Below are 24,031 nucleotides of genomic sequence, written 5' to 3'. Positions count from 1 at the left end.
CTGCATGAACTGTCCCAGGTGTAAAAGCCCTAATCATAAAAAGAACGGAAAAATAAGTGAACGCCAACGATACCAATGTCATGATTGTGGATATAACTATTCAGTAGAGCTCAAATCAACTGCAAGCTCTGCTTTTGTTAAACGGCAGGCTTTGCAACTCTATCTGGAGGGATTAGGATTTCGTTCAATAGGACGTATATTAGGGGTCAGCCATGTTTCTGTACAAAATTGGATAAAGAAATATGGTAAGGATATGGAGGACTTGAAGAGTGAAAATGAGATAAATATCGTTGAATTTGATGAGATGCACACCTACATCGGGAACAAAAAAAATACTGCTGGATCTGGATTGCTGTTGATAGAGTTGGGAAAAAGTTCATCGACTGCTCTTTTGGTAGCAGAGGAACGGAAACCGGACAACAACTTTGGGAAAAGTTAGAGAGGAAGAAGATAGGCGAAGTGATGACTGATCACTGGAAGGCATATGCAGAGTTTCTTCCAGAAACTATTCATACTCAATCCAAAGCTGAAACATATACTGTTGAAGGATATAACAGCATATTGAGACACTTTCTGGCAAGATTGAGAAGAAAGTCCAAGTGTTATACAAAGAGTATTGAAATGCTGAAGTATTCTGTTATCCTCTTAATGAAATATAGAAATAAAGAGTTAGCGATGTTTAATTAACAATGCCAAAATAAAATATATCTGTAATTTTCTCTTTGCATCATGTTATCGAATTTACCAAATTATATGTACTATATACAAGCGCAAGTCCAACAGGGATCAGCAGTGAAAAAAAAGCATTTTTTACCGATATTTTTCTAGCATATGAAGTCGCAAAAATCCAAATATTTGCACTCCACAAAGCACACAGAATTCCTACAAACTGATATATCCATAATAATGGATTATGCGAAATCAACTGATCGATGCTTTGTTGCATTAACTGTGAATTTTGTGTCGAGACATCTATTGAGGGTAGTATCAAATACAATACCAATAACCCAATAAATGCTGCAAAGGCCTTTGGAATATACCCATAACCAACAAATTCTATTGTTCTTTTAAACGAACCACTCGAGTTAAAACGACTTGAAATAACATAAATGATACCCGAAAAAATCAACCAGAACGAAAATGATGCAATTATGCCTACGATTGTACCAACTGCTAAACCTGGAACCATATACGTTGATATCTCAGATGGAAGCATAGTCATGACTTTTTTCATTACTAGCATACTTGATATTACAGCAATAATACTGTTAATCAATACAATAAAAAATGGTTCCTTTAAGCTTACTTTTTCATTAGTCTTCTTTCTGAAAAAATCATTCGGATCAAGCAGAACACCTTTTATATCCAACATTGTTTATGTATCTCCTTTATAGAAAGCAGCGTAAACATTTCAATGAGTTGTAGTTCAATCTGATATTTCTATCAAATGTTTAGCCAATTCAATTCCTGTTTCAGATATTTGATAAAATTTCAATCCATTGTCCTCGATCACTGAAATTATCCCAAGATGAAGCAGTGAGCTTGAGCAATTATAACGAGTCTTAACCCCTTTAATAGCTCCAATTACATTGATTGGATTCGCATTTACACGACGAGCAATCTCAGCAGGATACGATGATAGAGGATAAATATCATACAAATATAATAGAATAGATTTCCTAACTTCACTTCTCATTAAAGAACGGATTAGCTTCGGATCACAATCCTTTATTTGCCTGTCTAAAATAACTTCTTGTTCCACTATTTACACCCTTTAATATCTTTTCTTGTATATGGGTGCTCGCAGATCTAAAGGATATTAATGCACAATTAGATTCCAACACCACCACCGTTAGTCTCCACGAGTTTACCACAATTTAATATATTTTAGCATTAATGCCAGATTAATCTCACATAATCCTCCATTCCCATCTTATTATGATTTTACAACTAACACAGTAGATTAGTTTGTGTATGCCCATAACGTGAAGTCTTACCTTAAACAATTAATTATATTATTTTATATGTTTAACAGAAAGGTAAGCTGTTGTAAAGTATTTAAGATTATCCAAATATATCGTAATCAATATATAAAAAAATGCATGTCTACATATCTACTTGTATATTAAGTTACATCCATTCTAGACTACGTACATACACATTGTTATTTTATATACAATGATTCTCCATGACTTATTGCTAATTAGCTCAACATTTAAACATACGGAGGTGAAAATATATGGTATTAATGGCAGCTGCGTCTGTTGTCAGTATACTTGCACAGGTTGGTATATACCATCCCCCTAACTGGTTAGTTTGGGCAATACTTGCTGCAGGCACTGCAAGCGTAGTTATATCAATACTCGTAACAGCTGGCTATGCAACAATTCCAGCAAGTGTAGCTTGGGCATTGGTTGGTGCTAATTCGTTCTCACTCTAATGCTTAAATCAATCAACATATAAGGTGTGCGCACACCACAACATAATCACTAATTATATTTCGAAACAGGATACTTTTAACGATTAAATCATTTTTTTACTATTTTTATAACTTCAATTGCGTTAACTGTTAATTTTGAAAAATGATCTCGTTTCACAACTTTTTATTTACTCGTGCTTCTTCTGCTCTCCACGAAAATAATCTTTTGTTGAGTATTTTAGAGGATACCTAAATATCACATATTATAGAAAAAAATAAACATACCTACACATATACTTATATATAAAGTTACACATACTTTAGATAACTTACATGCACATTGTCATTTTATATAGAATGATCTCCATGATTTGTTGCTAATTAGCTCAACATTCAAACATGTGGAGGTGAAAAATATATGGTGTTAATGGCAGCTGCGTCTGTTGTCGGTATACTTGCACAAGTTGGTATATACCATCCACCTAACTGGTTGGTTTGGGCTATACTTGCTGCTGGTACTGCAAGCGTAGTTATATCAATACTTGTAACAGCTGGCTATGCAACAATTCCAGCAAGTGTAGCTTGGGCATTGGTTGGTGCAGACACATTCTCACTCTAATGCTTAGATCAATCAACATATAAGGTGTGCGCACACTACAAAATAGTACTTTAAGTCAAGATTGTGATAATATGCTAGAGAATAGTTCAAAGAACATGCAGAATATTGGTTTGCTTTTAGTATCAATTGGATCTTTGATTGTTATAATCGCAAGTTTCTTTAACCTATCAATATACTTGACAGTTATAGGAGTCATCGTATTTCTAATTGGAATTTTCTACTTCGGTAAATTCCACATTTCAAAGAAGCAGAAAAACACTAGTAATTAAATTATAATATCATGGCAATATTGTCGTTAGCGAGGAGAAACAAAAGCCTTCTATGGGCTTCATTTGGAACATTTCTTTTAGGAACTATTGTTGCCATCTTTTCTTTGTATCATTTCTCGGATACACAAAACACAAGTTATGTCAATGAAATGTTTACTCCGGGAAATGATCATTTAACAACGATCATGTTAATTCAGAGAAATGGACTCGTACTTTTGTATCTGCTTTTTGGGTCTATTTTTCTTGGATCGATAACAGTACTAAACTTGTTTACAAATGGATTGATATTTGGAGCAGCTACAGCAAGTGCATTTCAGTATTATTCAATTACAAAAGCTATGGCACTTATAATTCCTCATGCATTATTCGAACTACCTGCAATGTGGATTGCAGGAGCTGCAGGTTTTAAAATACCTTGTGAACTCATACGGTATATCACAAACAAAAAAGAGTATTTTCTGAATAGAAACGAAATTACAGATTTTCTTTTGCTCGCAGGAACTTCATTTGCTCTTGTTGTTGTAGCTGCTTTCATCGAAGCGAACGTGACACAAAAAATTGCAGAAATACTCTTTGCATAAGAACCAATAGAAAAGATGCTTGAATAACCTGTGTCGATCATGAGAAAAATATAGTAGTGCTGAATATGTTGGTATGGAAATGCAAACGAACACAATAATGCAATATGCATAAAAAAATAAAATGTGGATTTTTTATTTTGGGAATATATAAGGCATCAACAAATCAGCAACATGATTGAAAATCATAATCAGTAAGATAAAGAAATTGAAAGTAAACTCTTTTGATCTTTGTGTTTCAGCAAGCCGACTTCTTGATATAAAGTATATCAAGAATATGAGAATATATCCTCCAGCCAAATTAACATCGCTGATTAGTATGTACCGCGGTGATATGATGACTATTACAGCATACCATAATATCATGCCAATTACATTGCTCATAATACTGATCTTATCATCTATCTTTTTGTTGGAGTCAATAACGTTCTTTGATAAAAGGTAGTGACACGATGCTAAAGAGAATGCTATCGGACCATACATAATCCAATCAGATATTGGAGTGGTTTTTTCTACAGACATAAGCATTGAAAAAGACCAGATCAGAAAAACACCGAATCCTACTATATATCCTAACAATTCCTTTGATTCCAGATTAGTTCTCGACATTTGCTTCTCCTGATATGTGACAGTTCAGGCTGTGGCCACAATTCACTAGTAGTATGGAAGTAGCTACTCATTGGATATATTTATGCAATGTGCTTAGGGGGAGAGAAAATGCAACCAACAGTAAAAGATGATGAGAATTTGAACGATGAATGTCTGCGTACATTAGAGATAGTAGGAAAAACATTGGTACTTACTCCTATTATCATAGCTTTACCATCATTAGCATACGCAATAATTACCGGAAAGAACCTTGTATCACCTGGCCCAGATGCTGGATATAGCGCAGGCCTGATGATATCTGCAGGGATATTTCTATTGATATACGTGTCTTACAAAACAATTCGAAAATAAACTGCACCTATTAAGAAAATAACTACCATAAACGCTTTCGGAGTACTATAGATGAGAACACTGTTCAAAGTGATGATCATATTTTTTCTTGTATCAGTAATCGGTTTTTTTGTAATATCTTCATGGATAGAGGACAGAAACCAGGAAATATATAACCAAAGCTACCAGAGTAATTATGGATATACAGTTGAGATATCGCCCAATGCTACCCTAAAAAATATGACTCTTTATCTACCACTCATGGCTCTGAATAATATCTCTGCTATTGGAGAAGATATTATCAAAAACAACTTCAATAACAATGATAACTCATGGAATTATTCCCTTATAGAAACAGAACATGGGCTTATGCTTTCCATGAAGACCGATAAAATAAATCCCACGCTCCATTCCCGTTCAACAATGATTTTCCCAAACCGTACCATCGATACATTGGACCCCCTCATTAATGATCTGGTACTACGTCCAAAATACAATGTCAAACCCACAAATGACGAAGGGTATTCTTTCAGAAAGCAGTATGATTATGAAAGTATTCTATATGCAGAATACGAAACATCTCCTAATGCAATTGTAGATATCACAATTATGGCAGATGGTTACAATGAATGGTGGATCATGGGATGTCAAGAGAACGATTATTCGGATTGGATGAACGTCAAATTATTAGGGCCTCAAAAAGGATGGACAAAAGTTGACGGGTTTCTTGGAAGTGGAGGCGGTGTATACAGGGATACGTAGTTAGTAGTACGAAATCCCTATAGACTTTTTTTGTTTAGATAGTATTGTTATCTAATGAATCAAAAATAATAATATCTCGGCTGACTCTGAAAAAATAATCATATTTAAAGCTAATGTTGATGTCCTTCTAAGAAAAAACAATACATTGTATCAATAAAAACAGTCTTGTTCTGTAGACTTGTCCTCATGATATGGTTTTATCATTATTTTCATTTCACTTCCTTTTCAATAAAACCGAATTGAGATAATATAAAAACAAGGATATAGTGAAACTGTTCTTATCCGTTCGGGTAGTGGCCATAATAGTTTAATAAGATCGATGATTACAATCATTTATCACATTTAGATAATGTGAGAGGGATCCGAACTAAACTTTCAGAGTCGATTCGGATCCCAGATTGCCCAAAGGCAAGACAATATTGGTTTTACTTGTGTATAATCATTGCTGTCCTGCCTCTGGAGTAAAGAACAAGAGGTAGAAAATGAAAATAAACAGTTTAGTAAAATTAGGACTAATGATGCTTGTTCTGCTCGTCGCTACTGGAGCAGCATCAGCATCAGGTGGGTCCTCGTACAGCACAGCAACATCAATATCTGTTCCAAATGGAGATATTGATATTTGGAGTGGGACCTGTAAGAGTGCAGGGGATTGGTATAAATTTACTGTCACTACAGGTGATAGTTGTTACATAGACCTCCAGAACACTTTTTATACAGCTGGTGGATCCATGTATTTATACAAAACTAGTACCAATATTGATGCAAGGGTTGCACATCCAACAGTTGATCATTATGCAAATCAATTGTCAAGTTCTACTCCTCCTCGCATCAAAATTACAAAAGGAACACAATCGTCATATCAATTCATAGCTGGAAGAAACTTTGTGTACTGATAATTAGAGAAGAGAACCTTCTCTAATTTAATTTTTTAAAAATAATGATCAAATAAATAACAGAACAATTCCCCTAAAAATATCATTATTAACAAACTTCCATAAAAGCACACAAGGGTACAATATTATGAATTATTTACGACTCAGATAAAATAATAAGGACTACTGAATAACATGAATCTGAATATTAAGAATTGTATAGTAATAGCACAAAAGGAATTTGCTGATGATTTGTGGAGTACTAGATTCCTTTTACTCCTTTCAATTTTTACGTTAATTTTATTTTCTTTCAGTTATCACAACAATGCTGAAAATACAAATTTTCTTGATATGGGATTTGTCGATGTAGCTCAAATAATTGCTGTTTTTTTACCTCTTTTTGGAATAACTCTCGGCTTTGACCGAATTGTTAAGGAAAAAAGAAATGCATCTCTAAATGTACTTTTAACGCAACCAGTATATAGAGATAGTATTATTGCCGGAAAAGTATTAGGTGCAATGATAACTCTTATACTAATTGTATTCATTTCGATGATAGCATCCATTGGAACAATGATATTGATTTCTGGTGTTCAGATAACCTCCGAGGAATTAAACAGGATCTTTTTATTTGCAATAATTAACTATCTTTATCTATCCGTTTTCCTCATGCTAGGAATATTCATTTCAACAATATCAAAAGATTCTATTAATTCTCTCAGTTATGGCATTTGTATTTGGTTGATATTATGTGTGGTATTTGGTAGCTTTGCCTTAGTCATTTCAACAATGTTCACAGGCCAATCTCTACTTGACCTCGGTAATAATGAACAAGCTATGGACCTTAATGCCCAACTTCAGAAATTAACTCCTGTACATTATTATTCTGAACTTGTAATCGGACACCCTTGTATGACTTGGGGAGGTTTTTCGAAAAATGATCTGGATAGTATTCGTGGAATATTTGATGCAAATTATACGATTGGACAGTGGTTAAAAGAGTACATTACTGATATTATAGTCCTGATATCAACGATTATAACTCTTTTCATCATGTCATTTGTATCTTTTTTGAAACAAGACATTACCAATTGAGGGAAAAAACATGAGCAGACACAATCAAAGTAAAAAAATTAATTTAAAAAACATATTTCAGATAGCTCATAAAGAGTTCGCAGATCTTGTATCCAGCCCTTTATTTCTTATGTTCATAGTAACTTACACTCTAATCATTCTTGCTTTCTCATTCCGAAGTGTGTACTTAATTGAAACCAGAGGAAACTTAACTATAATGTCTGGTTTGATGGGAATTATACAGCAAATTGGATGGTTTGTGCCTCTTATAGGAATTACACTTGGATTCGACGCAATAATAAAGGAAAGAAAATCAGGATCTTTTAATGTACTTTTAACCCATCCTGTCTTTCGAGACAATATAATCGTAGGAAAAATTATTGGGATAATTGGAGCACTTCTAACTGTTATCTTTTTCTCAACAATAGTTCCTGTAGGAACTATTCTAGTTTATACGGGTACAAATATAAGCTATCTGGAAATTCTCAGGATCCTTATCTTTATTGTTCTAACTTTTTTGTATGCACTTATATTTGCAGAAATTGCAATATTCATATCGGTACATGCTAAAGAATCAGAAGATTCACTTGTTTATAATATCCTGATATGGTTATTGATTTGCATTGTGTCTGGATCCATAATTCTTTCAATTACTTCTGCATCTACAGGCCAAACCGACATACCTGACTCAGCATATAAGCTAATATCTTTTACTCCACTTCACCATTACAGTGAAGTATCACTTGGTGAAATCGATCTCAGCTGGGGAGGGATTAACATTGAACCAAATATCAGAGGTATTTTTGATACCGGTTTCTTACTTGGTCAGTGGTTCAATGAATTTTGGCTAAACATTTTATATTTGCTTCTAACCCCTATCGTACTATTGGTTTTATGTTTTATTTCATTTTTAAGAAAAGACATGACTCTATGATATTTTATATTCTCATATGGTGATTCAAATGTTCAAAATGAAAACAATTCAAATCATACTACTCATTGCTTTAGCCTGTATCTCTTTTCAGCCACTTGCTGCAGGCACCAGCATCAAACAAATGAATACGACGATCATAGCTGACCTGAATCAGACAATAGATAAGGATATAAGAGGTCTTGTTGATACTGATCGCCTTGAAATTGAATTTGGTCCTTATTATAATGTCATCTGGAGCCCTGATGAGAAACATGCATTAATTAACGTAAAGCTTTATGTTTGTCCAAAAGGAAAAGGAGATACTCAGTCAGGATATATTTCTGCACTTTATATTGCAGGTAAAGACTTCTCAAACATCTCACGCATTGCATGGACAGAGTTTACAACTACTGAATATGGAAAGATAATTGAATCGCCTTCCTGGAGTCAATCTGGGGATTTTTTTGCATATGAAGAATTAACTGAAGGGAAAATGTACACGGTAAAATCAGCTCAGCTTTTCGTTGTATCAACTGAAATGCAACAAGTTCAACAAATCGAAATGGATAACAAGATGCTTCGCAATTATAACTATCCATTAAATTATAAGTGGTCTCCTGTTGAAGAAATGCTTGCTGTACCTGCTCCTGGGAAACTGGTTATCTATGATCCTGTCAAAGAAAATAACCTTACCTTTGATATTGATAATGACATCTCTAATATTGATCATCTTGAATGGTCTCCAAATGGTAAAAATATCGCTTTTTTGGAAGGGTATAAAAATATTGTAAATATAGACATTGATCAAAAAGAACGCTATTTAATGTATTCAGTTGAAAATATCGGAATGTATGATACAGTATGGAGTCCAGACAGTCAAAAACTTGTGTTCTATACTTTGAATGAAACAGATGAAAATAGCGAAAATGGTTATGATATTTACGTCATGGATAAAAATACAAACACTACTGAAAAAATAAATCAAAAAAGAGGTATATATTCAGTATTAAACTGGTATCCTGACAGTGAAAGACTGTTAGTGGCCGATTTAGTGGCCGATGACTCAATTGGATCGAGTAAACTTTGTTCTATTTCAATTACCGGAAATCAGAAGGTCCTGTTAGATGGTATAGAAGTAGTCGAAGTTCATTTAGGTCCTGATGATTATATATCAGTATTAGATACCAGTACCTCTAAATTAGTTATATTTAATGATTCATATAAGCAGGATTTCTCAAATGTAACAGGAAGTTCATGGATCAATGTTGATCTTATGTTCACTACTAATAGCAAAACATCTATCTTGAATACGAGTACGAACACAATATGGGAGATCCCAAGATCTGCAATTTATCCTTATATGATTAGTGTCTCTCCTCAGGAACATTTCATTGCAATCAATAATACGATCCTTGAAATGAACTATGGAAACAATCCAGGAATAATTGCCAGGGATCAGAAAAATGATTCAGCATCTCAAGTAACTGTACTCAACAGCAGTAACAACCAAGAGCAAAAAGTAAATAATACAGCTGCTTCTCAGGCTCCTGGTTTTTCTGCAATCTTAGGATTTGTTGTATTTGTTGTTGCTATGGCATATGTGCATATCAAAAAACGATGAGTAGATAGAAATGTAAATTGACAAATATGCATATTATCATGCTTGACCAGACCAGTTCTGGATTATCCAGAACTATTATTTTTAATAATCGGTGACAGAATGAACAATAAATGGTGTATTATTCTAATGATCTTCCTATTTGTAGGAGTAACAACAGCAGTGCCGGTTTCCGGAAATATCAGTTCGCTTCAATTGATTAACTTAACTCATTCAGAGAATGGCTTCGTAATACATTCTCCCGAGTGGAGTTCAGATGGAAGATACTTGATTTTTGGGTCATTCAATCAGATATCCATGGCGGAATCCATTAACAAACACTACCTATTAGATTTCCAAAATCGAACATTTGGAGAGATCAACTATGGTATAACCGAAGAAGAAAGCAATTATATGTCACCGGGAATTAGCTGGATTCCAGGCAATAATAAAACATATTTCTCCGTATCAAAAAGGGGTGGCCGTGGTGAGTTTGGAGGAAACACTGTAATTTGCAATCCGGATGGTACTAATATGAGAACAATAGGTTCTTCTGATACTACTACTCTATCTGATGTAATATCTCATCTTGGTAGAGAAATTGTATACAGGGACCTTACTTGTAGTCCAGATAATCAAAAATTAACTTTCAAATATGAAGATTCAGAAAACTATTTTGGCAATATCTGGATAGAGAACCTGGATGGAACTGAAGCATTCGAACTGCAGACAAATGCAAATACACTTATGTGGTGTAATTCAACAGTTGTCATTTGTCAATTACAAAATGGAAGCATAATTGTCAAAGACATCAATGGAAATAATATCAGGACACTTACTTCGCCTAATAAAGGAGAAGAATATAGTCTCTCCTCGATAAGCCCTGATCGGAAAAAAATAGTCACCGGTTCAAGATCAGAAAATGAAGATGAATATCAATCTTATCTTTCTAATATTGATGGGTCAGAACCATTGAAAATTGACCAATCAAATCTTGAGTTATTTAGTGATACACAACTTCAATTTGGTATCTGGCAGCCAAATGGCTCTGATATGCTATTGAATGAGAATGGAGATCTATACATATTAGAGGGCAATGATAACAAAAAACGTCTATTATATGAAGGCAATGCAACTCATCCGCAATGGTTTCCTGATGGCAACAAGATCCTTTTCATTGAAAATGAGAATCAGCTCTATTCTATAGATCTCGATGGAACAAATCTTCTACATATTACAGATATCGGATTGACAACGCATTACATCTGGGAGGTATATGAATTTAAGCAGATATCGATTAGTCCATCCGGAAGAACGATCGCATTTACTTCTGCGATCAGTGAGGACGGTAAAACTATTGATCGTGAACCTTCGATCGAATCTCGAAAACTCATTGAAGCACCACTTTTTACTATTAACTCTGATGGAACTAACCTCACTCAAATAACTCCGGCTGTAAAAGGTAGATATGATTTTGTAGAAGGATGGAGCCCGGACAGCAAGATACTTACAGCAACCACTACGCATTTCAAAAGTGATGAAACCATACATGGTAGTTCCTATCTCATTTCATTGGATGGTACGAATTTAACTGATGGCTGGAAAGAAATGCCTGTAAGTGAAATACTTGGCAATGAGAATAAAGTCCAGTCCAACAATAGCAGTCAGGCCAGTGTAAAAACCATCGGAAACAAAGACGAGGCCAACAATAAAAACACACCCCATTCGCCTGCATTTCAGCTGACAGACCTATTTTTTTGTATTGTATGCATATGCTTACTAAAACGGAGGAAATGATCAGATAGTTTAGAGAAGTCTGGATGAATCTCATAAAAGCATTGAGCAGACTGAAATCAATTGTTTTTTAGAGAACAGTTCATTCAATGGCCATAATGGATAAATAAAATGCAAACGAATTAGAATGAAACACATTGAAATGATTTAAGTAAAGGTGGAAGATATCAAATGGGGGATTTAATGAAAAGTAGAATAGAAAGTTGCCTGGTAAAAAAATCGATCCCTCATATTAGAAAAATGATCTCTAAACCCATATCAGCAAATTATCTGTTTTATTTTATCAACAGATCGTTTGCACAAAAATGCAATGCAGTTATGAGGAAATAGAATGAAGTTAAATACTGAGAACATATTAACATTAGCCCAGAAAGAGTTTGCTGATAATGTATACAGCACACGATTCCGAGTACTGCTTGCATTAGTAATAATGATTCTTTTATCCGGTAGTATCAGTGATGTAGAAAACCAATCCAATATCTTCGAAGAGGGTTCATTTATTACTGTATATACAATGGGTACATTCTTGCCCATTTTAGGACTTGCCCTTGGATATGATGCAATCGTTAAAGAAAGAGTATCTGATTCTTTGAATACGCTTCTGACACACCCTGTATTTCGGGATAACATTATTCTAGGCAAGGTCACAGGAGGTTTGCTAACACTTGCTTTAGTGATCATCCTGTCGATCATATCTTCAATCGGAGTGACCCTTGTACTGACAGGGATCCCGGTCAGCATGACAGAGATCAATCGAATAATGATATTTTCCTTCGTTTCTTTCATTTACATATCAGTGTTTTTCGCTCTAGGAGTGCTTTTCTCAGTAATATTTAATAATCCTGCAAAGTCATTTATCACTGGTATAGTTTTATGGGCAGTATTTATCCTTGCATTCGGACAGATAACTGCATTAATAGCTTCTGTTACGACAGGTGAAGTTCTTTACAGCGAAAATGAGGAGCATGCTCAGATAGTAGACCAGAAATTACAGTATCTATCTCCGTTAAATCATTATTACCAGGCAGTAGCTGGAATTAGCATCTCGTATGATGAAGAAGATCTAAAGACCAGTGCAGGATTATTCGATATGAGTCACTCATTAGGACAATGGTTGAATGACTATTGGACAAATATTGTATCACTTATAGTAGCACCCTTTTTGCTCATCATATCATCTCTTTTGATCTTTATAAAACAGGATATAACGAGGGGATAAAGCATGAATGTAATTTTCCGAAATGCAATGACAATAGCCCAAAAGGAATTTGCAGATAACCTTTGGAGTCCCATATTCTTAATCCTATTAGCATCATTCAGCCTGATCTCCATAGCTTCCTGTTATCAGTATGGAGTTATTGCAACAAATTTTGTAGGAATGATGGACAGCCTTATGCCAGGAATCTTGCGAGGTCTGTTCTTTTTTACTTCTACCTTGTCACAATTCATACCGCTATTTGGCATCGCTTTAAGCTTTGATACACTTCTGCGAGAAGAGAAGTCAGGTTCTATGAACGTGCTTTTAACTCATCCTGTCTACAGGGATAACATTATAACAGGAAAGATACTGGGAGCCATGATGTCATTATTACTTGTAATTGCAGTATCAATGGCATTATCCATTGGAACCCTGCTCATGTTCATCGGTGAAGAGATAACATTATTTGAGATCTCACGAATTGCCCTGTATTTCATTCTTGCATACCTGTACTCTGTCATCTTCCTGGGATCCGGACTATTTATCTCGATAATTGCAAAGAACACGTCAGACTCACTTATCTATAACATAGTGGTCTGGCTGTTCTTTACTATCGCATATTCTGATATCATAAGAGCTATACTGTATGTTTTTGGTATCCAGATCGTAGATGCAGACGGGAATTTATCAGTTATCTTTCAACAGTTATTAGGGATAGCACCAGCGTATCATTATCAGCAATTGGTCAATGGACTCTTTGATGTCGGCCAGACCATTCCATATGTGCTTTCTAACTTCTGGATGGACCTTACAATATTAGTTGTAGTTCCGATGGTTCTGCTTGTTCTATCATTCATAGCATTTCTGAGGAAGGATATTACATTATGATAAAACGGTTTAGGGAGCAAACATAGCATGTCAATGAGATCAGAGAGATAAAATTATGAAAAGATCATACATACTTTCTTTTGCTGCTGTCATAATTGCACTGATCATTATCAGCTGCATTGCTATGCCCTTTATATTCATTGGAAAGCCAGAACCTCTTTTTTCAATGAAAAATAAAGATACAATTTCTCATCAGGTCATGGTTGAAATATCGGATCCTAAAAACAATTCAATATTCAAAGAAGTATACGTAATGGATCCTGATTCTGAGATATCTCAATCAAAATCTGCATGGTTAATGTTACAGCTCTATTTCCCTCCGGGAAATAGCAAAGATATCACAATACAAGTGACAGTAGATAATGATCTCACTGAAAAAATTCAAACCGGTTTGCAATTGTGGAGCATGTTCGATATAACATTGTTTGATGAACACGAAGAATCAGACATTTCTCTGGGAGTAATAGCAGTTTGAGTTAACAGCGATCTTACAAATCCTTCAGTAAAAAGTGGTGCAATGAAAAATACAAAATTTCTCATCAAAATTACAGGAATTGCTCTGATATTCATTCTGATGGCAATTACTTGTGTCAATGCAGATTATTCATCAGTAGCAGTAATTAACCAGATTACTGGAAAAGTTGTCTATCCCGGAGATACAATTGAATTTCCCATAACTGTAGAAAGCTGCTATAATGATAGTGACGATGCATGGTGCAATCTGGTTGTAAAAGATATACCTCAAGGATGGAGTGCGGGGTTCTATGAGGACAATGATCAGATTACGAATTTATTATTCCCTGAAGATAACAATGAGCCTGAAGAGATTGTATTGAGAGTTAATGTTCCTTCAAATACATCAAGTGGTGCTTATTCTATATGGGCTGAGTTCAAACCTGATGATGGCGACACAATTTCCAGAGAATTTACTGTTACAGTAGATACCAACGCTGAGCCAAATCTGGATCTTTATTCGACTACTCCCGGTATGGAAACACGTTCAACTGATACCGTAGAGTACATTGCAACTCTTGTTAACAAATATGACCATCGAGTAACTGTTTCCTTAAACGCAATCGGAAAGCCGGAAGACTGGAGCATTCAGTTCCTTCAGGAAGTAGATGATGAAGATTACAGACAGACAAAATTATCAGTTGCTGCTGATTCTGAACAGCAGTTCATTGTAAAGGTCAAACCATCACAAAATGCAACTGATGGAATATATCCCTTTGAGATCCAGGCCATACCGGAAAATGGAAAAAATGGTGTTTCAATGGGACTTGACCTTACCATCAACAATGGTCTGGAAGAAGAAGAAATGCTTACTATATCACAGAGTACGAGTAGCATTGCTCTTAATCCGGGTTCCTCGAAGGAGATCTATGTTACCTTAAGAAACTCAGGAGATGAAACACTCAATAACGTGGAGCTGAAAGTACAGGATGTAACAGGACTTACAACTGAAGTCAGAAGTTTTGGCACTATAGATGAACTTGAAGCAGGAGAATCCTGGGATACATCTATCGAAATAACAGCCAGAGCCGATGCAAGTCCGGGAACGAAAGAGCTGCTTATGCGAGCAGTTAGTGATGAGGCCCAGAGTAAGGATGGTTCTGTAGAAGTGACAATTGAAAAATCCAGCAGTAGCGGATTTATAGGGATTGGGTTAGTAGCAGCTGCTATTGTTTTATTGTTAATAGTAATTTCAAAATTCGGAAGGAGATAATTATGGATAACGTGGTAGCAAATGAGAACGTAATAGAGCTTAAAGGCCTTACAAAGAAGTTTGGGAAACATAACGAGAGTACTGCTGTGAACGCTCTTAACCTTGAAGTAAGAAAAGGTGAAGTATTCGGGTTTGTAGGACCTAATGGTGCGGGCAAGACCACTACGATGAAGATGATGATCGGATTACTTGAACCAACTTCAGGTAGCGGAAAAGTCGCAGGATTTGATATTGTAAGGGAAGTGATCAATATCCGTGAAGCTACAGGTGTACTTCCTGAACCTGCTGGTTTTTACGACCATCTGACAGCCAGACAGAACCTGAGGTTCTATGCCAAGTTATACGATATTGAACCTGAGGTGAGGGAAAAAAGGATAGTTGACCTGCTGAACCTTGTAGGTCTGGAAAAGGCCATTGATCAGAAGATCGGAGGTTTTTCCACAGGTATGCGGAAGAGATTTGGTCTTGCCCAGGCTTTGATCAATGAGCCATCCATCCTGTTCCTTGACGAACCTACAAGCGGTATTGATCCTCTTGGTGCTCAGATGATGAGAGATCTCATTAAAGATTTAAATCAGAATAAAGGAGTTACTGTCTTTTTGAGTTCACACTCCATGGAGGAAGTAGAAGAGATCTGTGACCGAATAGCAATAGTAGCAAGAGGCAAATTGCTTGCTGTAGGCTCTGTGGAAGAACTACGGGCTATTGTAAAGGAAAAGGAAGGAGTGAACTATCTCCTTGAAGTGCAGGATATACCGTTATCTGCAACAATTGATGCTATAAGGAGTATAGATGGAGTGCAGATCACTAATACACAGGATAGCACGTTGCATATACACACAAATAACATGCCACGCGGCGAGATTGCAAAAAGTGTAAAGAACGCAGGTGGAACTATCTCAATGTTCGAAGAAGAGGAAATGAATCTGCAGAAGCTATTCCTTAAGATCATCGAAGGAGTTCAAGTGTAAATTATTATTTTCACTTTTTTACAAATCGATAACATTAATTATTAATTCGAAAAAGTGGCCATAATACATAAATGAAATTTAGTTGTATTACAATATAGCACATCATGAATATATGTGCTCGGGATTGAACTAAACATTCAGAGTCGATTCAAACCCTAGTGGCCCAAAGGCATAGAGATATTGGCTTTACAAAATTAAAATCCATATTTCAACGCCTCTGGAGTAAAGAACAAGAGGTAAACAATGAGAAATCGGTTAAGAAATATGCTGGTTATAGGAACGCTGTTGATTTGTACATTGTTTGTAGTTACAGCAAGTGCAGAATCAATAGAAAAGACAGCAGATATAAGCACAAAAGAAAAAGAAATAGCTTCACACGCTTCGAATAATTCATCTTCATACGCAGATCTCAAAGAAGCAGAGAACATACGAATGCAGATTGAGAAGGAAATGGAGTCACAGATAACTGCTTCCGTAGAAAAAGCAATTAACGATAGCAAAAACACTAAATCTCTCTCTGGAACTCTTGCTACTAATACCGTTACTCTTGGCACTGATAAAACATTCTATAGCGCAAATACTGGTTCCAGTGGAAAATCAAAGTGGGGAGTAGCTCCGATATTATATGGATCTGGATATACTACCAGTTCAAACAAAGCTACTGGTGCAACAGTCGTTGGTCCCGGAGGATATGGAGGAGGAGGAGCATGGTCATGGGTAGGAACTTCTTTCTATGTTAGCGGCACTGGAAGCAGAACTGCAAACATAAGAATGAATGGATATATTGAAGGATTGACCTCTGCAGCTGCTGGAGGCTCAAGTAGCTCGAAAGTTCATCTTATATTAAAAGATTCAACTACTGGAACGGAATATTCTACTGAGATATATAGTGAATCAGCTGGTGGTCTTGGATGGTATGAAGTTGGAGAAAGTTTCAATAAAGGATTAGCCGTAAATATACAGGGTGGCCACAATTATATTGCTTACCTAAAAGTACAAACAAGTGCTTCAGTATATGGAGCTGGAGAAGCTGGATCAGACTTTGGACCACAAGATGGAGATAGCGGAGGATATACAAAATACTCGAATGTTAAAATAGACTTTTAAAAACACTTTCCTTTTTTTTTTTCAAATAAAAGATAAGGTGATTAGTTGGAAGAAGATTATTTACATGCTTTAGAAGTTATAGGAAAAATCTTGTTACTTACGCCTATCATTATAGCTTTGCCGATTTTATTGTATGGAATATTTACAGAAACAAATGTTGGAATGGATGACAGTGTTGCTGGATATAGCGCAGGGCTAATGATGTCTGCAGGATTTTTCATTTTAATATACGTATCATACCAAATTATTCGTAAAAGAGGAAAATAGAAGCATGTCATTGTTCGAAAAAGTGGCCAAAATTCCTTAATATGATCAATACTATTATTAATATCAGAAGCAAGACATTGTTTTTGATCCTGTTACTGATACATATCTTGCTTCCGATCTAATTATCTATAATGTAATTACTTACATTTTTTGTGATATTCACAATAAAACAACAACAATACGTTGAAAATACAAAAGATATAAATATATAGAACATATTAAGATATTTGCAATTGCAGAATCCAACCACAACGATTTTGCAGATGTCGCTCCCCCTCCTCCGCAAAAGGGAGGGGGTCTCCTTTAAACTCACTTTTTTATCAGCAAGTCACTTTGACTGAGATATTCTGATATAAGGAATACCAACATACACCTCTAGTACAGAATGTCAGTAGTAATTGATTAGAATTTTAGAGCACTCAAAAGGATTGAGAAAAAAAGATTTTTTTGCATAGGTGAGTGCCCCGACAGTAACATGTTATAAATAGAGTTTCTAATATTTGAAGATCACGCTTATATTCTAACGTTTCCTATAGATTCTAAATAGAAAAATATAATATCAATATACTAAAAAATCTAAAGTCAACTTAGAGAAGTAAATATATAAAAAAACAAACAAATACACTAACAAAAAATAATGGAATAAAACTATGGGACGATGGAGAGAAATAGAGAATCATGAGGATTTTTCAAAGCTACGCCATTTTCTCAAAGATCACTCACTATTAACTGGAAAAGAAATAGAAGTCCTTCTTGAGATCAAAAAATATCGTGAAGAAAAAGGAACTTGGAAAAGCAGACCAAGGGGAATGTACTCCGAAGTTGCTAAGAGAATGAACTTGTATTATCCACAAACAAAAATCGTAAAAGGAACTCTAATTACAGTAAACGTACCATATGCTGCATATATAAAAGAAACAGAAAAGCAAATTACTCAAAAAATAGTCAATGCTTACTTCTCTCTCCATCTAATATACAAATTCAATCTACTACCCGTTACCTTAAATGACATCAATCAGCTGATAGAAACTAACAAGAATGAATTCCAGAATGCTATTGCACATACCCGAAATAAACTATCTGACATTACAGATAACATTGTAATGGATCTGATAGAAACAATATTCGACATTGGAAATAATAACATCAGAAAGACAAGTGAAATACCCAATGAAATACACGAAATCTCTGCCAATATCAACAATCCAAAAGATTACACATATTTGCAGAAACTCTTGAAAAAACATTCTATCTTTACTGAGAAAGAAGTTGAAATACTGATTGAGATCAATAAATTCAGGAATCTAAACGAAGAATACCGAAACAAAAAACGAGGAATATACGCTGGTGTTGCGAAACAGATGGAATTATACCTTCCTCAAAAAGAAATATCAAAAACAACTACAAAGAATATTCCATATGCAGCTTTTATCAAGTCAATCGAAAAAAGAATAATCGACAGAATTACCCGTGCTTTCTTCTCCTTCTATCTTTTATATAGATTAAGTCTTCTACCAGTAATCCTAAAAGAAATGGAAAGAATGATTAATGCTAACAAGAAAGATTTCCAGAACGCAGTTTTCCAAACCAGAAATGTTCTTTTCTATATTGATCAGAAAGAAGTTATAGGACTCCTTCAGATAACATTCAACCTTGATGTTTTAGCACTTAATGATTGGATCCAAAACATTCCTGAATGCCCGGAAATGCAAACATATGTAAAAGAATGGACAAGAATAGACGAACAGATTGCGGTCAAGGGAAATACATAATAGTTCTCCCGTTCTTTCTGAAAGAGTAAAAGGAAAAAATATGGCTAGATCATCACTAAGAAATCGAATGTACGGGTATGAATTCTCAGGATTAGAACACCATCTACTCTTTGGAAAGGAAAATATAGACTTGGAAAAAGATAATGCTGTTCTTGTAAAAGATCATATGGGTTTCGCTAAAAAGATGCATAACCTTCCCAATACATTCCAACTGAATCCTTCTCCTTTCTATAACATGGATACTAATCATTACTATGTATTTGTAAAACCACCATTTCCAGACGAAAAGACCATCGTAAAAGCTACTGTTACTGAAACTGAAAAGATGGTTGATGGATATCCTCCGGATATTAGTTACATTTATCTGCATTATGTAGCCAGCTGGATAAAAGTAGATCCGAAAAAGATAACTCAAAGGCAAATGCTAGATCAAGAGGAATTTATTAGCTACTTTACCGGAGGAGTAAAGGGAGATGTTTCAGCTATTGAAACCCTTGGAAACGTACTAAGCATTTGCTCCGTATCATCACCACAGTACCTCGATTTTGAATGTGGAGGTATGAACACTGCAATATTTGGAAAAAAGAAAGATTGGAATGCCTATAAGAGAAAGTTCTCCGTTATTCCAACGGAACTACTCTCTCCTAAATCTGATATCAGATATCAGTTCATCGACAAACCAATTAATGTACCAACAAAAAGTAAAGCAGAGATAAATATCGCTGTACATAATCCCGAAAACATGCCCATCCAGCTTCCTATCCAGATATCCAGTAAAAAAAATGATATTGAACTAATGCCACTTAATACATACAAAGAAGATATGGATTACCTTAGCCCCCTGGTCACTGGAAGAATACTTGATTCTCTAATATTCCAGCCTAAGATCACTAAATCTCTAGAAAAAACGGTTGACAACGCTTTTTACGATTTGATCAACGAACTCCGGTCTAGCACAGGAATTTCCTATAATCAGGACATTGGTTCTGTAGTACCAAAATTATCAATGGCTATAGCCAGGACTAAACTCACAGAGAAAACGACCAAAGATGAAATAAGAACATCCGTTGACACTTGGATTGATATGTTCCACTACACTATAACCGATACTACTAAAGCCTCAAAAGAACGAAAATTATCTACGGATGCACAGGTCCTTCATGGAGAAATGCTTAATGGATTTATAACAGATACAAAAATGTCCATTGATGATATCAGAGAAATCACTAAGCTCAATGAACAGCGTTTTCTGGATGCACTACGAGAATTACACCAAAGAGGTCTCGTAATAATGTACTCAGGCAACAGAGTACACCTAATGGCATAGAAATATTAATGTTTTTTATTTTTGAGCCTATCAAGCAAAGACACTACTCTTTCTCTTGCCTGTTCTGTTCCCAAAATATCCTGTCGAATTTCTATCTCCAAAATATCGCCTTCCCCAATACCAGAAGGTAAAAGAGAAAGAGGAACAAATAACATTTTACTTTCATCTTCTCTGACAAGCAATACAGCATTTTGATCCTCTATTCTATCCAAAGTTGCTTTGAACATTACACATTCCTCTCATACAAATCAATTATCTCTCCATTCATGTTGTGAACTACCACCCTTTAAAAAGGGTGGCTTCCTACTTCATACCTCTGACTTATGCCAGTAAGTCCATAGGCCCTTCCCGCAGTTCCTGCGGTGTTTAAGTTATTAAGTGCGATTTTCTTGATGTTGATAGATGCATTAAGATCTCTGTCATGAAGAGTCTTACATGAAGGACATTCCCATTCTCTTATATCAAGAGTAAGATTATCCTTCTTGTATCCACAAACATTACAGGACTTTGATGATGCTTCAAATCTACCAATTCTTAGAATGGTCTTACCATACCATTCTGCCTTGTAGATAAGCTTCCGAATGAACTCAGACCATCCAACATCACTGATGCTCTGAGCAAGACAATGATTCCTAACCAATCCTTTTACATTAAGATCTTCCAAACAGACAGCTTGGTTTTCGCTAATTATCTTCATGGAAACCTTATGCTGATAATCGTTTCTCTGGTTAGCTATTAACTGATGATGTTTTGCTAGTTTAGCGACAGTTTTCTTCCTGTTCTTTGAACCTTTTTGTTTTCTGGATACACTCCTTTGTAATTTGACGAGTTTCTTCAATGACCTTTTCAGGAACTTAGGGTTTTCAATGACCTCTCCCGTTGACAGAACAGCAAATAACTTGATTCCGACATCAATTCCAACTGTTGTTTCCTCCGTAAAAGATTCAGGTTCAGGATAGGGTTCATTATCCTCGACCAGAATACTTACATGATACCTTCCAGCTAATGTCCTTGAAACAGTTAACGTCTTTAGAATCCTAAACTCTTTATTCAATTTCTGGTCAAGGATCTTTTCTCCATTGACTTCTTTTAGGACGAGATTATTTTCAATGAATTCCTTGCTTAGAAAATCTCTGTGAATAACTATTTTCATCCATCCTATTTTAGGAAGGTATATCAGGGAAGCTGTAAGATTAATCTGGTAATTTTGAGGAACCTGAAATGAGAAATGATTGTCTTTCTTCTTTTTTCTGGTCGGAAAAGAGCCGTTTCCATCAAAGAAGTTCTTAAATCCAGTCAATAGATTTCGGTTTGCCTGTTGTAACGATTGAGAATTGATATCTTTCAACCAGGGAAATGTTTCCTTGAGAGAACTTAAGTTATTATTCAGGTCGATTTCTGTCACATTGATCCGGAATTTGTCATACATCAGATTCTTGATCGAAAGAGAACGGTTGTAGATGAATCGGGTAGCACCAAAATGCTGCTCTAACAAAGTTTTTTGTTCCTTGTCAGGATAGATTCGATATACATTACCTTTCTTCATCTAATCACTCATCTAAAAAAATAGGTTCTTATTATCAAATCTAATATGCGTTGATAATATGGATGCCTTTTTTGTTAAAATTGAAATTCATCCCCCGTTTGAATACGGGGGTCATCTTGCTCCAACTTGATAGACCAGAATTAGAAGATTAATTGTTGTAGGTCAGTAAGAAAGAAACAAAATCTGAATTTAGCCTAGTCTCTCTTGACATCTTTTCGGCTATATCAGAATCACTCATCCCTTTTTGACGAAGTTCATTTATTCGATCATATATATTAGGAGATACTTCGGAATACTCGTTGAGGTCCTTACGGTGTCCCCATACATCCCCTTCAAGCAGTTTGATACCCTGCATTTCAAGGAAAGTTATAGTAGTTTTTGATATCGTTTTCTTATAGGAGGGAGGGATCTGAATTGCTTTTAGCTGGGGACATTTCGTTACTATAGAAAAGATATCAGTATTCGATGGCCTGAATGCAAGGTGTATGATGTTTTCAGTTTGTTTAAGTGATTCAAATTCATCCGTTGAACTAATTACTCTAATTCTCATTTTTAATACCTCAACGATATATAAAATTGTGTTCTACTTTTAATAAAACACTTATTCACATACATATATTTATAATGATGTGTTTGTATTTATAGTTTGCTAATTTTTTAATTGAGATGTGTTTGCCAAAAAATCCCGACATGCTCATATACTGTAATGACAGTTTTTCATTGTGAACAAGATTGATCTATACTTATTGCCAATTTTACTCATATTAATCTATTACGCCTTTCCTAAAGGAAGAGGATTCATCCAAGATACCGTGTCCCTGCCATTCAAAATTACATTCGGTATTTTCAAGTACGTTATATTTTGGATAATTATTTCTATCCTATCAATTGTTCTCATATACGGAAAAATAATATAGAATCTTTTTTGGTTTTTCGGATCTAATATTCGTATAGACTTTATATGCTCTGCTGTTGGAGATTTTTCGTTGTTAGAATTAATACCAAAGGATGACTTTCGAACAAAAAAGCAAACTATAAAAAATGTAAGAAAATCTTTATATCTTTCTTAACATAATATAAGGAATATCATGCAAATAAACGCATTAATAAAAGAATATCAGGGGTATATCCTGGGATTGATTTTGTTTATAATTGCTCGACTGATCGGTTACTAAGAACATCTAATCGAATCAAACAGCAAGTATTCTCCCTACAGCAGCAAAATAGATGATAGAGTATTTTGCGTACAGAGGAAACGGTATACCCATTGAAGGAATTGAATATAGAGAATTTGAACATAATTGTAATTCATAAGCTCTTAAAATCCAATCGAAAAAATAACCCGAAATATTGGAGTTGAAACCATTTGAATGACATTCAAATATCAATGTTG

The 24,031-nt window shown here is 35.1% G+C and carries 26 protein-coding genes; 20 read left to right on the top strand and 6 right to left on the bottom strand.

The features are described from left to right. Positions 1 to 4: 4 nt before the first annotated feature. Positions 5 to 687, top strand: a protein-coding gene (locus METHO_RS13455) for an IS1 family transposase (RefSeq protein WP_156811300.1) whose coding sequence is annotated in 2 segments (ribosomal slippage) — positions 5 to 325 and positions 328 to 687 — 681 coding nt in all. Because the reading frame shifts where the segments join, the coding sequence is not laid out codon by codon here. A 40-nt stretch (positions 688 to 727) separates the two neighbouring features. Here METHO_RS13455 and METHO_RS12265 read toward each other — a convergent pair. Continuing rightward, entirely contained in the window at positions 728 to 1,372 is a 645-nt protein-coding gene (locus tag METHO_RS12265) for a YIP1 family protein (protein WP_015313830.1), read from the bottom strand. Between the two features lie 54 nt (positions 1,373 to 1,426). Beyond that, positions 1,427 to 1,762 (bottom strand): putative transcriptional regulator, encoded by a 336-nt coding sequence (locus METHO_RS12260; protein WP_015313829.1) that lies wholly within the window; start codon positions 1,760 to 1,762, stop codon positions 1,427 to 1,429. A 477-nt stretch (positions 1,763 to 2,239) separates the two neighbouring features. On the opposite strand from METHO_RS12260, the gene METHO_RS12255 reads away from it, so the two are divergent. From METHO_RS12255 to METHO_RS12245, 3 genes are all read left to right on the top strand, one after another. Further along, on the top strand, positions 2,240 to 2,440 hold the full coding sequence (locus tag METHO_RS12255) for a hypothetical protein (RefSeq protein ID WP_015313828.1): 201 nt from the start codon (positions 2,240 to 2,242) through the stop codon (positions 2,438 to 2,440). A 397-nt stretch (positions 2,441 to 2,837) separates the two neighbouring features. After that, positions 2,838 to 3,038, top strand: coding sequence for a hypothetical protein (locus tag METHO_RS12250; RefSeq protein ID WP_015313827.1), 201 nt, complete (start codon positions 2,838 to 2,840; stop codon positions 3,036 to 3,038). A gap of 280 nt (positions 3,039 to 3,318) precedes the next feature. After that, positions 3,319 to 3,888, top strand: a complete 570-nt coding sequence (locus tag METHO_RS12245; protein ID WP_015313826.1) for a stage II sporulation protein M — start codon at positions 3,319 to 3,321, stop codon at positions 3,886 to 3,888. A gap of 132 nt (positions 3,889 to 4,020) precedes the next feature. Here METHO_RS12245 and METHO_RS12240 read toward each other — a convergent pair whose 3' ends face one another. Further along, the gene (locus tag METHO_RS12240) at positions 4,021 to 4,494 is read right to left on the bottom strand and encodes a hypothetical protein (RefSeq protein WP_015313825.1); all 474 of its coding nucleotides are present in this window, start codon (positions 4,492 to 4,494) and stop codon (positions 4,021 to 4,023) included. A 108-nt stretch (positions 4,495 to 4,602) separates the two neighbouring features. Between METHO_RS12240 and METHO_RS12235 the strand changes: the two genes are divergently transcribed. From METHO_RS12235 to METHO_RS12160, 16 genes are all read left to right on the top strand, one after another. After that, positions 4,603 to 4,845 (top strand): hypothetical protein, encoded by a 243-nt coding sequence (locus METHO_RS12235; protein WP_015313824.1) that lies wholly within the window; start codon positions 4,603 to 4,605, stop codon positions 4,843 to 4,845. A 51-nt stretch (positions 4,846 to 4,896) separates the two neighbouring features. Then, positions 4,897 to 5,586: a hypothetical protein gene (locus METHO_RS12230; protein WP_015313823.1), complete on the top strand. Its 690-nt coding sequence runs from the start codon at positions 4,897 to 4,899 to the stop codon at positions 5,584 to 5,586. Positions 5,587 to 6,068: 482 nt separating this feature from the next. After that, positions 6,069 to 6,479, top strand: coding sequence for a hypothetical protein (locus tag METHO_RS12225; RefSeq protein WP_015313822.1), 411 nt, complete (start codon positions 6,069 to 6,071; stop codon positions 6,477 to 6,479). A gap of 174 nt (positions 6,480 to 6,653) precedes the next feature. Then, on the top strand, positions 6,654 to 7,553 hold the full coding sequence (locus METHO_RS12220) for an ABC transporter permease (protein ID WP_015313821.1): 900 nt from the start codon (positions 6,654 to 6,656) through the stop codon (positions 7,551 to 7,553). Positions 7,554 to 7,563: 10 nt separating this feature from the next. Next, positions 7,564 to 8,466 carry an ABC transporter permease gene (locus METHO_RS12215; RefSeq protein ID WP_015313820.1) on the top strand — a complete coding sequence of 301 codons (903 nt, stop codon included), beginning with the start codon at positions 7,564 to 7,566 and terminating at the stop codon, positions 8,464 to 8,466. A 28-nt stretch (positions 8,467 to 8,494) separates the two neighbouring features. Next, complete coding sequence (locus METHO_RS12210; protein ID WP_048831361.1) at positions 8,495 to 10,066, top strand: TolB family protein; 1,572 nt, start codon at positions 8,495 to 8,497, stop codon at positions 10,064 to 10,066. A 42-nt stretch (positions 10,067 to 10,108) separates the two neighbouring features. Then, positions 10,109 to 11,839 carry a Tol biopolymer transporter gene (locus tag METHO_RS12205; RefSeq protein ID WP_156811298.1) on the top strand — a complete coding sequence of 577 codons (1,731 nt, stop codon included), beginning with the start codon at positions 10,109 to 10,111 and terminating at the stop codon, positions 11,837 to 11,839. 328 nt (positions 11,840 to 12,167) lie between these two features. Further along, positions 12,168 to 13,055 carry an ABC transporter permease gene (locus tag METHO_RS12200; protein WP_015313816.1) on the top strand — a complete coding sequence of 296 codons (888 nt, stop codon included), beginning with the start codon at positions 12,168 to 12,170 and terminating at the stop codon, positions 13,053 to 13,055. 3 nt (positions 13,056 to 13,058) lie between these two features. Continuing rightward, positions 13,059 to 13,922 carry an ABC transporter permease gene (locus METHO_RS12195; protein ID WP_015313815.1) on the top strand — a complete coding sequence of 288 codons (864 nt, stop codon included), beginning with the start codon at positions 13,059 to 13,061 and terminating at the stop codon, positions 13,920 to 13,922. A gap of 166 nt (positions 13,923 to 14,088) precedes the next feature. Then, positions 14,089 to 14,397 (top strand): hypothetical protein, encoded by a 309-nt coding sequence (locus METHO_RS12190; protein WP_156811296.1) that lies wholly within the window; start codon positions 14,089 to 14,091, stop codon positions 14,395 to 14,397. A gap of 42 nt (positions 14,398 to 14,439) precedes the next feature. After that, positions 14,440 to 15,648 carry a COG1470 family protein gene (locus METHO_RS12185; RefSeq protein ID WP_015313813.1) on the top strand — a complete coding sequence of 403 codons (1,209 nt, stop codon included), beginning with the start codon at positions 14,440 to 14,442 and terminating at the stop codon, positions 15,646 to 15,648. Positions 15,649 to 15,650: 2 nt separating this feature from the next. Next, positions 15,651 to 16,619 carry an ABC transporter ATP-binding protein gene (locus tag METHO_RS12180; protein WP_015313812.1) on the top strand — a complete coding sequence of 323 codons (969 nt, stop codon included), beginning with the start codon at positions 15,651 to 15,653 and terminating at the stop codon, positions 16,617 to 16,619. A gap of 243 nt (positions 16,620 to 16,862) precedes the next feature. Then, entirely contained in the window at positions 16,863 to 17,726 is an 864-nt protein-coding gene (locus METHO_RS12175) for a hypothetical protein (protein ID WP_015313811.1), read from the top strand. A gap of 45 nt (positions 17,727 to 17,771) precedes the next feature. Then, on the top strand, positions 17,772 to 17,993 hold the full coding sequence (locus METHO_RS12170) for a hypothetical protein (RefSeq protein WP_015313810.1): 222 nt from the start codon (positions 17,772 to 17,774) through the stop codon (positions 17,991 to 17,993). Between the two features lie 650 nt (positions 17,994 to 18,643). Then, positions 18,644 to 19,765 carry a hypothetical protein gene (locus tag METHO_RS12165; RefSeq protein WP_015313809.1) on the top strand — a complete coding sequence of 374 codons (1,122 nt, stop codon included), beginning with the start codon at positions 18,644 to 18,646 and terminating at the stop codon, positions 19,763 to 19,765. Positions 19,766 to 19,832: 67 nt separating this feature from the next. Then, entirely contained in the window at positions 19,833 to 21,092 is a 1,260-nt protein-coding gene (locus tag METHO_RS12160; RefSeq protein WP_048831360.1) for a hypothetical protein, read from the top strand. 5 nt (positions 21,093 to 21,097) lie between these two features. On the opposite strand, the gene METHO_RS12155 is transcribed toward METHO_RS12160, so the two are convergent. From METHO_RS12155 to METHO_RS12145, 3 genes are all read right to left on the bottom strand, one after another. Next, positions 21,098 to 21,319, bottom strand: coding sequence for a DUF3006 domain-containing protein (locus METHO_RS12155; protein ID WP_015313807.1), 222 nt, complete (start codon positions 21,317 to 21,319; stop codon positions 21,098 to 21,100). 59 nt (positions 21,320 to 21,378) lie between these two features. Continuing rightward, positions 21,379 to 22,638 (bottom strand): RNA-guided endonuclease TnpB family protein, encoded by a 1,260-nt coding sequence (locus METHO_RS12150; protein WP_015313806.1) that lies wholly within the window; start codon positions 22,636 to 22,638, stop codon positions 21,379 to 21,381. 148 nt (positions 22,639 to 22,786) lie between these two features. Further along, a complete protein-coding gene (locus METHO_RS12145) occupies positions 22,787 to 23,188 on the bottom strand; it encodes a DUF1699 family protein (protein WP_015313805.1) in 402 nt (133 codons plus the stop codon). Between the last annotated feature and the right edge of the window lie 843 nt (positions 23,189 to 24,031).

Source organism: Methanomethylovorans hollandica DSM 15978 (assembly GCF_000328665.1).
In the GTDB taxonomy this organism is placed as follows: domain Archaea; phylum Halobacteriota; class Methanosarcinia; order Methanosarcinales; family Methanosarcinaceae; genus Methanomethylovorans; species Methanomethylovorans hollandica.
The sequence above is the reverse complement of the archived record's forward strand: the minus strand, read 5'-3'. Positions and strand labels throughout refer to the sequence as shown.